Here is a 14,636-nt window from a genome sequence, read left to right on the forward strand (position 1 = left end):
GCGGGTTTGCAGTGACGTCGTGTGACGACAGCGTCGATGACGTCGTCGACGGCGACGGTTCAGACTATGTCGCGCCAACCACGTGCATGGAGCGTCTCTATTATCCGCTCGGTCTGCGCACGATCGCACTCGCCGACTTCTGCTACGGCGCGGGTGGCCTGCAGGTACTGCACGACCACTACCGCTTCAGCTATGCCGACATGATCGACGCAGGCACGACCTTGCCGATGGAAAACTTAGCGCTCGGCGGGGCGCACCGCAGTGCACGCGATCGACGCTCAGACGACGACCGATCGGCGCACTAGCGCAGACGGAATGCCCCCACCATTTCCCGCAAGCGTCCCGCCTGTTCATCGAGCGATGTTGCAGCGGCTGCGGCCTGTTCGACGAGTGCGGCGTTCTGTTGCGTCACCTCGTCCATTTGCGACACCGCGCGATTGACCTGCTCGATACCTGTGCTCTGCTCGACAGACGCTGCCGCGATCTCGTTCATGATGTCGCTGACCCGCTGGATCGATTGCACGATCTCATGCATACGTTGCCCGGCAACCGTGACTTGCGTCGTGCCTTCATCGACCCGCACTGCGGACGATTGAATCAGTGCCTTCACTTCCTTGGCAGCCGTTGCGCTGCGCTGCGCGAGCGCGCGGACTTCTCCCGCGACCACGGCAAAGCCGCGCCCTTCTTCGCCGGCCCGAGCCGCCTCGACTGCAGCATTCAACGCGAGGATATTGGTCTGGAAGGCAATGCCTTCAATGACGGCGATGATTTCGCCGATCTTGTTCGAGCCATCGGCGATGCCTTGCATCATCGTGATGACTTCTTCGACAGCCTGACCGCCGCGTCGTGTCGCCTCGGTCGCAAGCACGGCGAGTTCGCTCGCCTGCTGCACATTGTCGGCATTCTGCTTGACCGTTGCAGTCAGTTGCTCCATGCTCGCCGCCGTTTCCTGCAACGATGCCGCCTGTTCCTCGGTCCGTTGCGACAGATCGATGTTCCCTTGCGCAATCTCGCCCGCGCCGGTCGCGATCGATTCACTCGTCCCATGAATCCCCTGCACCAGATCGATCAGCCTTGTCCGCATCTCTCCCAGCGCGAACAGCAGGCTCGATCGATCCGATGAAGCAAGCCGGAGATTCGCCGTCAGATTGCCTGACGCGATGTACGCAGCAAACGCGGCCGCCTCCGCCGGCTCGCCACCCAGTTCCCGCTTCAGGCTGCGCGTCATCACCCACGCCATGCAGCCCACCGCGATGAAAATCACGAGCGAGATCGCGATCAGCGTTCTGGCAAGCGTCCAATACGTCGCGTTGATGTCGTCGTAGAAAAAGCCCGTGCCGATCCACCATTGCCAGCCGGGGATCTCAACCACGCCTTGCAATTTTGCCTCCAGCGGGCCGTCTGCTGAACGCTTGATCAGCACGTCCACCATTGCGAAATGATCTTTAGAAAGACCCTGCCGGTACGCCTGCGTGTCCGTGAGATCGCCGGATCTCGTCTTGTTGCCGCCCGCCTTCGTGCCGATGAGCTTCGGGTTGGGGTGCACGATATTGATGCTGTCGGTATTCGTCACCCAGAAATAGCTCTGGCTGTTCGCATTCAATTGCGAGAGCGCCGTTTTGGCGGCAGCTTGAGCATCCTCGCGACTGAGTTTGCCGCTTGCTTCGAGCCCCTGGTAATAGAGCACCAGGTGTTCAGCTTTGGTCAGCAGCGTCTTGATCTGCGCCGTACGGCTTTCGGTCAGCGCGTGGTCGAGTTGAATCAACGACACCGCCGCGATGGCTATGACACCGGCGAGCGCCGTGCCGACAATCAACATCAGTTTGATCGCAACTTTCATCGAATGAAATTATTTGAAATGTGCTCTTAACAGAACCTGGCCTTATTCCAGTCTCTTGCTTCCCCGAGCGACCGGAATCAGGATGACCTCATTACACAGTCGCGGCGTAGCTTACGAGCGGCGCATATCGCGCCACAAGAAGGCAAACGTGTGCCTGCGCGATCATCGAACGTTTGCGTACGTTCAGCGCACCATATGCGGGTTTTCGATGGGCGCTAATATTGCCGCCCGGCGGCAACCAGTTGGAAAGATGCGACAAGACAGCCGTAAGCCCTTGCGTGTAACACGCGTCGTATACTCGGCCGATCGAAAAACGAAGCGAGACTGATCCGGCATGCGTGGTACCGCTGAAGCAGCAACCTGCAATCCGCTGTCGCGGTCCTCGTCGCGCCCTCACCTCGTGATCGATGCTCGAACGATGCTCAGCGAGCACACCAGCGGGATCGGGCGCTACGCATCGGGCATCGTGCAGGGTATCGACATGCTCGCGGCTGCAGGTCGATTCTCGTATTCGTTACTCGTGCCTCACAAGCAGATGGAACGGGTCAGCGCTTTGCAGCTACCGCACTGCTCGGGCATCGCGCCGTTGCGCTCGCTGGCCAAAAGCCTGGCGCATCAGATTCTGAAGCGTGGTTTGAACTTCTCGCTGGACGCATTGCTACCGAAAGGTCACTACTACTTTCCCGCGTTCACGGTGCTGCCGATGCGTTCACGCACAACGGCTGTCGTCGTCCATGACCTCGCGCACCTCGATGTCCCTCACTACGTCGAAACGGGCAACGTCGAATTGCTGCGCTACGCTCTGCCACGCTCTATCCGGCAGGCACAATCGATCATCGCGGTGTCCAAGTACACAAAACAGCGGATCGCTCATCATTTCCAGGTCGATCCTTCTGCGATTCACGTTGCACCGCCTGCCGTCGATAGAAGCGTTTATCGCCGCATCGATCCCACGGTTGCGCGCGAGACGCGCGAGCGATATGGCGTTTCATGCGGCGACTATCTGCTCGCGGTCGGCACGCTCGAACCGCGCAAGAATCTGGTCAACCTCATCGACGCATTCGCTTCGCTGCCTGCTGCGATCCACCGGACGCATTCGCTCGTGCTGGTTGGCGCCAACGGCTGGGACAAGGGCGCAGCGCACGCCCGCATCGCACAAGCCAAGGCAAACGGTGTCGACATCGTGCGGCCAGCCGGATTTGTTCGCGATGACGACATGGCCGCGTTTTACAGCGGTGCACGCGGGCTTGCCTTCGTCCCTCATTACGAAGGATTCGGCATTCCGCCGCTCGAAGCGTATGCCTGCGGAACACCCGTGCTGGCGAGCCGCGTCGCGTCGGTGCCGGAGGCGGCCGGCGACATAGCCTGTTACGTGGATGATCCTTCGGACGTTGCCGCAATCGGACGCGGATTGCTGGAGTTGCTATCTATCGACGAGCAGCGGCGAAAGACGATGGAACCGCTGATGAACCTGCATCTCGACAGATTCGAGTGGTTGCGCAGTGCGGCGCTGACTGTCAGCGCAATGACGGGAATTCCGGTTTCCGAGTTGATGTGATTCTGACCGGCGCTTGTCGGCGCTCTCACATATACGCGTCGATATGCCGGTCGCGATAAAGAATCGCTTCTTCATACGAGGGTGCTTCGTGGATCACCTTTCCCTCGTAAAGCACGTTGCATCCATCGACTGTCAGTGGAATAACCACCGTACGCCGTGGATCATGGCGACTCTCTTGCCCACGATGAAAGCGACTTCTCGCCAGCAGCAACAACCGATCAAGCAAAGCGGATTTCATGTCAAACGGTGGATCGATGCGTTAGACGGATATCACTCGTCCTGTTGCGCATCATAGAGAAACAAATATCCACTTTCCGGCCTGGAAATAAACGGCAAGCTTAAAACTCCATTACGGAAATCCTGACAACTCACTCAGGAAAGTCCTGATGACGAATGTGCCGGCGAGAAGAAGAGAAGAAAAGGAAAGTTACGCGGGAAATTTTTCGCCAGTAATCCATATTGATCGGTCACATCGACGCTGTACTATGCGCGCTGAGACCAGCCGTATTCAACTTTATGTCGAACGTCGCAACGCGTTGTCAGAAATCGAATGAACGCGATGTTCACAATTCACTATAAAACTAACGCCGCGGGGTTCGCGATGACCAAGCACGCAGTGCACCTGCTTGCCTGTTTGATTGGATTGACGAGTACGATGCACGTCCATGCAGAGCTTGGAGGCTCACCTGCCTATCAGGCCAATGGCGATGCGAAAGTGACCGTCGCGCACACCTATCGCACGCGTTCGAATGTGCCGTATACGCTCTATATCACCACATTGGACGCGGGCATAACGGTCAAGGAATACGCATCGCAATCGGGCAACGTTTTCGCCGTCGCATGGGACGAGCAGAAGTCGCAGACTGCGCCTGTGGATCGTTTGCTGGGTGCCTACGTTTCCTGCTATCAGCAGGCCGTCAATGCAGCCGGCACGCAAAGCAGCACGCTTGCGGACAACCTGAACATCGAACAGAGCGGCCTTTCCATTCGCATCGGGCACAGCAAGGAGCACACTTCCGGGCGTGTGTACTTGCGCCAGGCTCTGCCCGCCGGTCTGGAAGAAGCCGCGATCAACTAACTCGTCGGAAAACGTTTCGAGCGCGAAAGCTTTATCGGCGAATGTTCATTGTCCTTCCTGCGTTCTGCATAGACCCGACGCCAGGGTCGTCGCGCGACCAGCCACCGGAAGTTCGATCGAACATATCGAGACCGCCGACCACGGGCGCACTCGCCCAACTTCCGGCAGGTGCGCGCGGCTGCACATTCGTTTTCGCTGAGATCCCGGCTCCGTTACCGAATCGATAGCCACTGCCGGTTTCGATCACGGCACTGACGACGACCCCGCAGCCGCCGCTCAACATCAATGCTTCTTGTGAAAAGCTGCCCATCGTGCCGACGCCCGTCGTGATCGCGCCGCTTGCACGTGGCGAGCCATCGCACTGCCGCGCGGCGACGGCGACGCTGCCGCCCGCCATCGACACGTCGGCCAGCTCAACGCCTCCGGCAGTCACGCTCAGCAGCGGACCGGCTTCTATCGTCCCGTCCTGGACGACACCCGTCTTGATGAAATCGACCTGCACGGAAAAGCCGGTGAGTTTATCCGCATTACCGGGCAGCGGTGCCTCATAGGGAACATCCCGCGCGGCATCGTCGATGCCCGCGAAGCTGCCGCCCTTTGCGCGGATGCGGATGCCCAGTCCTGCGATCCCTGTACGGTAGACACCCGCGATATCCGGCGATGGCTGCCAGCGCGCAGCGAGCCGCACCGCCCGCGAATTCGGCGGATTCGTGCACGCGAAGTGCATGTCGCTATCGGCGGCTACGCGAACTGAAGCGAGCATCGTGCCGACAGGAGCATTGAAAGGCACAGTCAGGATAGCTGTGGGAAGGATCAGATGCTGGACGGCTTCCTTGCCATGACATTCAGCGTGGGCTGGCTTACTTGCCGCCAGGAAAAGTCCGGTGAAAAACGCTATGTGCACAACGAATCCACAAAACGCTTGTTTAGCTATCCGTAGTCTCACAGTACCTTCATGCAAAGATGAGTCTGCGAGATTCTACAAAGTTGCGTGAAACTGGTTCACCCTTGATTTCTTACCGTAGATATCTGAAGCGATTCGCCCTGAAGCGGCCCCTCCGTGCTTCCTTTATCAGTGATCCGTCAGCCCCAGCATCTTGTCGAAGAAAACACTGGCAAGCACACCGGCGACGAATCCGTTCTTCAACAAGGTGGCCGTGTTTTCCGGGCCAGCGCGTGCAGTTATGACACAGCGCCACGCTTAAGAGCGTCACTGCTGACACTTCAGTCAACGCACGAAGTCGATCGCGACGGGAGTCGGCATGTCCGCCGACTCCCCCGTATCGGACAGCTTGCCGGATGCGGGATCGATCGCGAACACATTGACCTTGCCGCTGCGCTGGTTGGCAACGAACATCCATTTCCCCGAAGGATGGATCGCAAAGCCCCACGGCTTGTCGCCGCCCGACGACGTGCGTTGAATCAGCGAAAGCGTTCCCGCTTCGCCATTCACGCGATATACGATCAGTTCGTTCTCGGCCCGGTTCTCGACATAGATAAAGCGTCCATCGCGACTCACGGCAATTTCCGCTCCGCTTTTCACGCCCTTGAATCCATCGCTGCTGACGGGCAAGGTCTGTATGAGAGTCAGGCGCCCTTGCGTGTCATCCCAGCGCAGCACCATCAGTTCCGCCGACAACTCGGTGAGAAGATAAACGAACTGTCCGTTCGAGCCGAACGCGAGATGCCGTGGACCACTGCCGGGCGCTACTGCGAAAGCATGCGGACTGGCTTCGTCATCGGTGGCCAACGCATGCGTCGCGCGTTGAAAGCCGTAGATGAACACACGATCGGCGCCGAAATCGGGAACCAGCACGTAACGTCCCGAAGGGTCGATCACAGCACTGTGAGCATGCGCACTCGCCTGCCGCCGGTTCGGTCCGGAACCCGTTTCCTTCACCGTCGATACGAGCGGGCCGAGACTGCCGTCCGCATGCACCACGATGCTCGACACCGATCCGCTGCCGTAGTTCGCGGCAAGCAAGGTCGTGGCGGGCGTGTCCAGCAGCAGATTGGTCGTGCCTGTGCCGCCCGCGAGGACCGCGTCCACTTTCGTCAGCGCGCCCGTTGCACGGTTGACTGCATAGGCGGTGACGCTGCCTTCTCGCGAGTTGTCGTCATCGACGGCATAGAGAACAGGCAATTGCGGATGCGACGTCACCCACGTCGACCGCGTGCCGGTGGCAACGACGCCGATCGCGTTCAGCTTGCCCGTGGAGGGATCGAAGCGCAGCGCGTGGATCTGGCTATCCTGCGTGCCGACATAGACGAGATCGGTGTGCGTATCCGCCCGTTGTGCGGAGATGCCCTTGCATCCGCCGATCATCCCCGTCCACACAGTCAGTGCGACGAATGCGACCGCGAAACCGTAACGCGTCAGCCTGTTTCTCTGGAGGGACCGAATCATCAGCGGTTAGCCTGGAGGATAAATTGGCCAAGCGTACTGGATTCAGTGTTGGACGTCCTTGCACGAAACGCGGGTTCGCTTGTATTTTTGGATTCGCCGGCGTCGACACGTCGAAATGCGCCTATTGCCTTGCCGTCGCGCGGAACTGACTCGGCGCCTGGCCCACTTCCCTGCGAAAGAAGCGCGTGAAATACGCGGCATCCGCGAAGCCCAGGCCGAATGCGATCTGCTCCACCGACATATTGCCGAAGATGAGATCGCGCTTCGCTTCGGTGATGATGCGTGCGTGAATCATCTTGGTCGGGCTTTGCTCCGTGGCGGAAGCACAGGCCGCACGAAGCTGCACCAGAGAAACCGCCATCATCGACGCATAGTCTTGCAGCGCCAGATTCTCGCGGTAATGCTGATCGATCAGCTTGCGGAACCGGTCGACCAGCCGGATATCGTTGCGCGTCGCGCTTTCGCTGGTCGTCTGATCGAGGCTCGCTTCACGCAGCAGCATAAGCAGCAGCGTCGTCAGCAACGCTTCCGCGCCGACCACGTGGCCCACCGAGTCGGACTGGGTTTCATCCTTGAGCCGTTGAATCAAGCTGTAAAACGCGATGCCGTTGTCGGTCGAATCCGCGAGCGGGATCATGCGGGGCGCAGCCCACAGTTCGATGAACTCGTGAAGTTTGGCGTTGACCTGCGCGAGATAGGCGACTTCGATCGTCACGACCCAGCGGTCGACGTCGACTTCGTAATCGAGGCCATGCACGCATTCGGTCGGCAACAACAGCGCGCAGGGCCCTTCGAAAGGCACGCTGCTACCTTCCAGGTTCATGACGCCGCGACCGCTGCGAACGAAGATCACCTGGCCGTAAGCGGGATGCGCATGAGGCTCAGTTTTCCAGCGGCCGCGATCCGTGACATGCCCGACGTGCACCAGCCAATGCTTCTCTTCCGGGCGCTCGACGTACAAACGGACCTTCGGAACGGTTGCATGCTTCTCTTTACCGTTCCACTTGGGTTGGACCTTCGTCATGGCACTGTACGTCATAAAGTCTCTCTGACGGCCGAGCCGACCGGGTATCGGCCATCATTGTCATGTCGGCATAGCGGGCCAAGCCCCTGCCGGTTCATCGTCTCCAGTTTTGTCCGTGAACACCGCGATGCAAGTGCTCTGCTTCGCGCACCCAAATGGCATTGCTTCACGCGCGCGGACACACGATACATATTCCCATACGACTGCATGAGAAGCGACCTGCGATTTACCCGAAGGTCCGCCGCGCCCTGTTCCATGCATCAGAACGTATGCACGATGCCTAGCGTGATGCCGCGTGTATCGTTCCCGGGCGCAACCGTCACGCCCGTGTACGCCGTGCCGTTCAGCGTGAAGTGCGCCTGATTGCGGTTCTGGATGAAACCCGCCGAAGCGTACAAAGTCGTCACTTTCGAAAGGAAGTGTTCGTAAGACAGACCGATCTGCTGCGCGTTGTTGCCCTGGCCCGTGCGATCGTGCGCATAGCCATACAACAAGGCGACCTGGTCCGCAGGGCCGAAGAGATACGAACCCGATGCTTCGTAGACGTCGCGCTTCGAGCTGTCGTCGGTTTGCCGCTCCGTGTGATAGGCCAGATAGAAGCGGGCCGCGCCAACCTTAACGGATGCGCCTGCATTGAATATCTTCAGTATCGATGTCCCCGCTGCGTTCGCGGCCTGTTCGTAGCCCGCCGCCAGATGGAAAGGTCCGTTCACATAGCGGACGGCGGCGTTGTAGAACTGCAAGCCGTTGCTCGGTTTGGTCGTCGAATCGCGCATCGCAACCATGAACTGCGCAGTGAGACCGTATACCGTCGGCGTGAAGTACGAGATCGCGTTGCTGACGCGCACGGTCAGGCTGTTGAAGTTGTTCATCGGAGACGCGATGCTCATTACCGCGAGCGGATCGAGTTCGGGGTTCATGAAGATGTATTGCGGCGTGTTCTGAAGCCCGAATCGCATCTCGCCGAAACCGCCCGACATGCCGACCCACGCCTGCCGGTTGAACACAGCGGCCGAATTCGAAGCTGCGCCCGTCACGCCGGAGAAGCCTTGCTCCAGCTGGAAGTTCACATGCAGGCCGCCGCCGATATCTTCACTGCCTTTGAAGCCATATCGGCTCGCGAACAATCCGCCGGATACCGCGCGCGTGACCGCTGCCGTGCCGGGGTTCTGATATTCGAGTCCATTGTCGATCACGCCATACAGCGTGACAGACGATTGAGCGTGTGCAGCGTCTATAGCGCATGCGCACGCGACGCCGGATAGCAGAACAATGAGCCTCTTCATCTTGTCTCCGAACAGCTTCTGGTTTTTAGAAACGATCTGCACGTGTTCCGCGCATGCACGGCGAAGGGACGGTGCGTGTCGTTCGTTGATTAACTTCGTAGAGCTGATTTCGACGCATGCGCGGTGTCATGGCGAAGGAAGACATGAGACATGAGCGTGCGCTCAGTGACGGCAAGACTGGATGGATCTCCGAATGCCAATATTGTCTCCTTTCGACTTCGCTCGCCGTCAGCGGATACAGCCTTCCGCCACCGGATGCAGGGTCTTGTGAGAGCAAGAATAGGTGCGGCCGGATCGCACGTCCCTACACAAAAGTCAGATTCGCTGGCATTTTTTTCGGCGAATGAACCGTTGCTGAAGACGCCATATCACACCGCGCAAAAGTGCCAGCGAAACTGATTTTTGTGTAAAGGCAGACGGCAATGCATCCAATAGCATTTCTTCCCACCGCGACGGGATTTCCTGTGTTGATCCGGGAGTTGCTTCGATTAACCAGACGTCGACGGTGCGGCCGGATCGAGATTCGGAACGCGGCACAGCTTCGCGATTCACCGGCATTGATAAAACGCCCCGAACATCTCGCTCCTTGTTCGCCCTCCAGATAGCTGGACAACGCGGGGTTGATAACAAATCCATTTCGGACGGAGACATGAAAGACATATCGGTAGCTTTGCGCGCGTCACTTGTTGGCGCGGCGATCTTCTGTTGCCTGAGCAAACCCGGCCATGCCGAGGTATTTACCGCGCCCGCGGCTTCCCCGCCGCCGCAAACGCAGCAGAACCCGCAGACACAATCCAATGCGGTCGCACCGCTCACCGCACCGAGTCTGAAATCAGGCGAAGAACCCGGCGAGCCGCCCGTGTCGTGGAACGATACGTATATCGGCTATCGCTACGGCAACGACTTCCACTATCCGGGTGTGCATGACAAGGTCGTGCAAAACATCGGCTACCTCACGACGACAGGCGGCTTCAAGTTCGGCAGTTACGCGTTCAACGTCGATTACCTCGTCTCCAACGCGGCGAACCCGGAAGCGGGCGGCCCGTCGTCGGGCGGTGCGCAGGAGGTGTACAGCGTCGGCCGCGTCGAACTGAGCGCGGGCAAGATTCTCGGAAAGCCCGTGGCCTTCGGCATCATTCGCGACGTGGGTCTCACAGGCGGTTTCGAGTTCGGCGCGAAGAACGATGCATATGCGGAGCGTGCACGGATGCTCGTATTCGGTCCGACGATCGAATTCGCGTTGCCGCGCGGCTTCCTGAATCTGACGGCAGGGTTCCGGACGGAGAGCAACCACAACGGCATCACGGGCGTCGACGTGCACTTCAACACCGCGTGGCATATCGAAAGCTCATGGCTCATTCCGTTCAGGGCCGGCCCCGTGCCCTTCATCTTCCGCGGCTTCGCCAGCGTGACGGGTCCGAAAGGCAAGGACGGCTTCGGCGTCGAGACGGAAACGGAATTCCTCACGCGCGTGTCGCTGCTCGCGGACCTCGGCTCGTTCGCGGGTCATCCTCGCGCGGTGTATGCGGGTGTCGGCTACGAGTATTGGCATCACATGTACGGCTCGCCGACCAGCGAAACAGTCGGCACGATCACGTCGGCACCGATGCTGATGGCCGAAATCCATTTCTGATTGACAGCCCTGCCCGACACGACGAATGGCGACCTGCAACACGGGTTGCCGTTCGTCGTTCCGATTTCAGGGGCGCGTGGAGCAGCGCCGTCAATCATCTGATCATTCGAAGCGCGGCAATCGCCGCGCTTTGCGCATCCGGGCCATAAGAAGAACTGAGCGCGAAATGGCGAATTTCGATGCCTCACGACACTCAATTTCTCCCGCGGCCCGCCGATAAACCTTGCAGAGCCCTAACTATTCCAGCCTCAAGACAATGAGAATTTCTTCCCGATTGATCGTACTGGTCACCACGGCGCTATTGGGGATAGCGTGCGTCGTCGCTGTCTCGCTGCATGAACTCGATAACGCGCTGATCGCCAACCGGCAGGCCGAAGCCGTGAACCTGCTCGCGAAGGCCGAGCACATGGTCGAGTCGTATCGCGAACTCGAAGTGAGCGGCAAGATGACACGCGATGAAGCGCAGGCCGCGGCGAAGCGCACGCTGAACGCACTCAACGCCGACAAGAAGAGCTATTACTGGGTGATGAACCCGAACGGCCTGATGCTCGTGCATCCCGTCGCCGAACTGGTCGGCGTGCGGATGGTCGGCAAAGGCGCGATAGCGGGCGAAACGGATCTGGACGCGTACCGGCGAGGTCTGTCGGCGAATCACTATGCGCTCGTCGACGTGCTGATCAAGCGCTCGCAGAACGGCAATTACGAAGCGAAGCTGCAAGGCGTCGTCGCGGTTCCCGAGTGGAACTGGTGGATCGGAACGGGGTTCTTCTACGACAACATCGAGGCCGCGTTCTGGCGCACGGCCACGCGCCTGATCGCGATTTCGGCGGCGATTCTTCTCGTGGTGTGCCTGATGGCCTGGTACATGACGAAGAGCATCCGCAAGACGCTCGGCGGCGAACCTTCGGATGCAGCCGCTTTTGCTGCGCAGATCGCGGCGGGCAATCTCGCCGCCGAGATCAGGCTCACCGGCGCGAACCGCGACAGTCTGATGTACGCGCTGCACGAGATGAAGCTGAAACTGCGCGAACTCGTGAGTGACATCCAGCAGACGAGCGAATCGATCGCGACGGGGTCGAGCGAAATCTCGCAGGGCAATACCGACCTGTCGCAGCGCACCGAGGAGCAGGCGGCGTCGCTGCAGGAAACGGCGGCCAGCATGGAGCAGCTCACGACGACCGTGCAGCACAACGCCGACAACGCGCGTCAGGCGAGCCAGCTCGCGTTACAGGCGTCGGCGGCGAGCAAGAGCGGTGGCGAAGCGGTCGATCAGGTGGTCGGCACGATGCAGGGTATCGTTGAACAGTCGCGCAAGATCGGCGACATCATCGGCGTGATCGAAGGCATCGCGTTTCAGACCAACATCCTCGCGCTGAACGCGGCCGTCGAAGCGGCACGTGCGGGCGAAGAAGGCCGCGGCTTCGCTGTCGTCGCGGGCGAAGTGCGATCGCTCGCGCAACGCAGCGCGTCGGCGGCAAAGGACATCAAGTCGCTGATCGAAACCTCGCTCGTGCGTGTCGACGAAGGCACCAGTCAGGTCGCCGATGCGGGGGAGCGGATGCGCGAAATCCTGCAATCGATCGCGCGCGTGAGCGACATCATGGGCGAAATCGCGGCGGCATCGACGGAGCAAAGCACGGGCATCGAACAGGTGAACCGCGCCGTCTCGCAGATGGATGAAGTGACCCAGCAGAACGCGGCGCTAGTCGAACAGGCGGCGGCAGCAGCGGGATCGCTCGACGATCAGGCCGCGCGTCTGCGTGCTTCTGTTTCGCAATTCAGGCTAGGCTGAACGTTCGACTTTCCCACATGAAAAAAGGGCGCTGTGCGAAAACACAGCGCCCTTTTTCTATCAAACTTGCAGCGGCATCACGGGTTCGGAATGTACATCGGCATCGCTTCTTCCCACAGCGTGTCGGTGATCGCGTGCTGATCGGTGCCGTCCGCGTTCATCACCCAGTTCTGACCATCGGGCTGAAAGCTGTTGTCGTACAGCGCGAGTTCGTCCCTGAAGCCATACGTGCCCGAGCTATACGCGATGCGGCCATCCCACGTCCACACCGCATGCCCCTGGTTCGAACCGTCGTCGGTCAGACCGCTCAGGCCCGAGCCGTCCGGCTTGATCGTGAACACGTCGTAGTTGAACTTGTTCGGATCGCTCGGGTTGATCTGCTTGCGCGTGAACACGATCTTCGTGCCGTCCGGCGACCAGCCAGGCAGATTGTCGGCTTCCGTGGTCAACACCGTCGTGGCGCGCGTGTCCACGTCGAGTATGCGCAGTCCTTGCACCTTCGGGCTCCATACGCGATACACGATCTTCTTGCCGTCCGGCGAGTAGCTTGGGAAGCCGGCATTGATCGAATCGTCCGTGAGAAATTCCGGATGTCCGTTCATGCTGCCGTCGGACTTGATCCGCGCGATACGGCCGGGGCCCGCGCCGCGCGTGAAGAACCAGTCACCCACGCCGAACGCCACCCATTGCCGGTCCGGCGACCACGTCGGCTGGAAAGCGCCCGCGAGTCCCTTCTTCACCATATCGGCATCGAGTCCGCTCGTCGACGGGTCGTAGATACGCGCATAGCCGGAGAAATCCGGGTTGATGATCGCGATGGACGAATTGATCGACTTTTCCGTGTACACCAGCTGCTTGCGATCCGCCGAGAGTTGCGGGAACACGTCGATATAACGGTAGTTCCACGCGCGGTCGAAGCTAAAGAGCGGCGTGCCATTCGCGCGAGCCGGACGGAACGTGACCTTTTCGTAGATCATCTTGCTGCCGTCCGCCGAATAGCGCGGCGAGCGCAGTCCCGTATTGGCCGTCGAGCGGAACGTGCCCGCTGTCGTATAGAGGCCCTCCGTGTCGCCGCCCTTTACGTGATAGGCAACGTTCGTATCACTCAGGTATTGCGGGAACACCTTGAAGCCGGGCGTCGACGTCAACGCCGATCGCGCAAGGTTTCCGACATCCACGGAAACGATCTGCGAGCTGACAGAATTGATACCCTCGGGACGATGCGCGCCCCACGTCGATTCGACGGGCGTTTCATAGAAGACGACGCGCTTGCCATCAAGCGACCACGACGGCGAGCCTTCGTCGAAGCCGGGATGACTCGCAACCTTCTTCCATCCCGAACCATCGGGCCGGATGATGTAGATGCTGCTTTCCTGCGTGCGCTCCCAGCCGACCGGGAGATTATGTCCGCGCCAGTCGGAGCCGATATCGGACGACAGCGCGAGCCACTTGCCATCCGGCGACCACGATGGCCGGAAGTAGCTATGCGGCTTGCTCGGGTCGAACTTCAACGCGCCCGTGACGTTCTTCAGCGCACCCGTCGCAATGTTCAACGTCCAGATGTTGGTGGTGCCGAATCCCGCATCGCCGTTGCGCGACGACACAAATGCGATCACGTTCGGATCGGTGGGTGAAATGACGGCGGCATCGTCGACGGCAATGTGATCGGTAAGCCGCTGCAAACCGGAACCATCGATCTTCACGCGATACAGATTCGATTCGCCGAGTCCGTCCCGCTCCGACGTGAACACGACCCACTGTCCGTCCTTCGAAAACGAAGCGTGATAGTCGAAGCCATCGGATGCAATCAGCCGATGTTCACCCGTACCGTCCGCGTTCGATACATACAGCTCCGACGTCACGGGTCCAATGCGGTTGAGCAGCAGATCCCCGCTCTGCGCAGCAGCCGCTGCGGCTGGAATGGCCATGCAGGCGATCATTGCCGCGCTGCACGCCAGCCGCTCTCTCTTCAAATGCGAAATCAGATACACAGCGAAATGCCTCCTTGTCGTTATATG

At 59.8% G+C, this 14,636-nt stretch carries 11 protein-coding genes; 5 read left to right on the forward strand and 6 right to left on the reverse strand.

The genetic code is table 11. The annotated features are described in order from the left end of the window. The first annotated feature begins 11 nt into the window (after positions 1-11). Positions 12-305 (forward strand): hypothetical protein, encoded by a 294-nt coding sequence (locus tag G3N95_RS05280; RefSeq protein ID WP_346778358.1) that lies wholly within the window; start codon positions 12-14, stop codon positions 303-305. Here G3N95_RS05280 and G3N95_RS05285 read toward each other — a convergent pair. Continuing rightward, on the reverse strand, positions 302-1,840 hold the full coding sequence (locus G3N95_RS05285; protein WP_205968933.1) for a methyl-accepting chemotaxis protein: 1,539 nt from the start codon (positions 1,838-1,840) through the stop codon (positions 302-304). The genes G3N95_RS05280 and G3N95_RS05285 overlap by 4 nt on opposite strands. A gap of 334 nt (positions 1,841-2,174) precedes the next feature. Between G3N95_RS05285 and G3N95_RS05290 the strand changes: the two genes are divergently transcribed. Both G3N95_RS05290 and G3N95_RS05295 read left to right on the forward strand, forming a co-directional pair. Then, positions 2,175-3,398, forward strand: a complete 1,224-nt coding sequence (locus G3N95_RS05290; RefSeq protein ID WP_205968934.1) for a glycosyltransferase family 1 protein — start codon at positions 2,175-2,177, stop codon at positions 3,396-3,398. A gap of 655 nt (positions 3,399-4,053) precedes the next feature. Further along, on the forward strand, positions 4,054-4,476 hold the full coding sequence (locus G3N95_RS05295) for a DUF2844 domain-containing protein (protein WP_205968935.1): 423 nt from the start codon (positions 4,054-4,056) through the stop codon (positions 4,474-4,476). Between the two features lie 31 nt (positions 4,477-4,507). Here G3N95_RS05295 and G3N95_RS05300 read toward each other — a convergent pair whose 3' ends face one another. From G3N95_RS05300 to G3N95_RS05315, 4 genes are all read right to left on the reverse strand, one after another. Further along, the gene (locus G3N95_RS05300; RefSeq protein ID WP_205968936.1) at positions 4,508-5,437 is read right to left on the reverse strand and encodes a hypothetical protein; all 930 of its coding nucleotides are present in this window, start codon (positions 5,435-5,437) and stop codon (positions 4,508-4,510) included. A gap of 267 nt (positions 5,438-5,704) precedes the next feature. Further along, positions 5,705-6,883 carry a lactonase family protein gene (locus G3N95_RS05305; protein ID WP_205968937.1) on the reverse strand — a complete coding sequence of 393 codons (1,179 nt, stop codon included), beginning with the start codon at positions 6,881-6,883 and terminating at the stop codon, positions 5,705-5,707. 121 nt (positions 6,884-7,004) lie between these two features. Next, entirely contained in the window at positions 7,005-7,907 is a 903-nt protein-coding gene (locus G3N95_RS05310) for a helix-turn-helix domain-containing protein (protein WP_241018254.1), read from the reverse strand. Positions 7,908-8,167: 260 nt separating this feature from the next. Continuing rightward, a complete protein-coding gene (locus G3N95_RS05315; protein WP_205968939.1) occupies positions 8,168-9,193 on the reverse strand; it encodes a porin in 1,026 nt (341 codons plus the stop codon). 649 nt (positions 9,194-9,842) lie between these two features. Here G3N95_RS05315 and G3N95_RS05320 point away from each other — a divergent pair. Next, complete coding sequence (locus G3N95_RS05320; protein WP_205968940.1) at positions 9,843-10,826, forward strand: hypothetical protein; 984 nt, start codon at positions 9,843-9,845, stop codon at positions 10,824-10,826. Positions 10,827-11,082: 256 nt separating this feature from the next. Next, positions 11,083-12,618: a methyl-accepting chemotaxis protein gene (locus G3N95_RS05325; protein ID WP_205968941.1), complete on the forward strand. Its 1,536-nt coding sequence runs from the start codon at positions 11,083-11,085 to the stop codon at positions 12,616-12,618. Between the two features lie 77 nt (positions 12,619-12,695). On the opposite strand, the gene G3N95_RS05330 is transcribed toward G3N95_RS05325, so the two are convergent. Continuing rightward, positions 12,696-14,546, reverse strand: coding sequence for a hypothetical protein (locus G3N95_RS05330; protein WP_241018255.1), 1,851 nt, complete (start codon positions 14,544-14,546; stop codon positions 12,696-12,698). Positions 14,547-14,636 lie beyond the last annotated feature (90 nt).

Source organism: Paraburkholderia sp. Tr-20389 (assembly GCF_017104565.1).
Classification (GTDB): domain Bacteria; phylum Pseudomonadota; class Gammaproteobacteria; order Burkholderiales; family Burkholderiaceae; genus Paraburkholderia.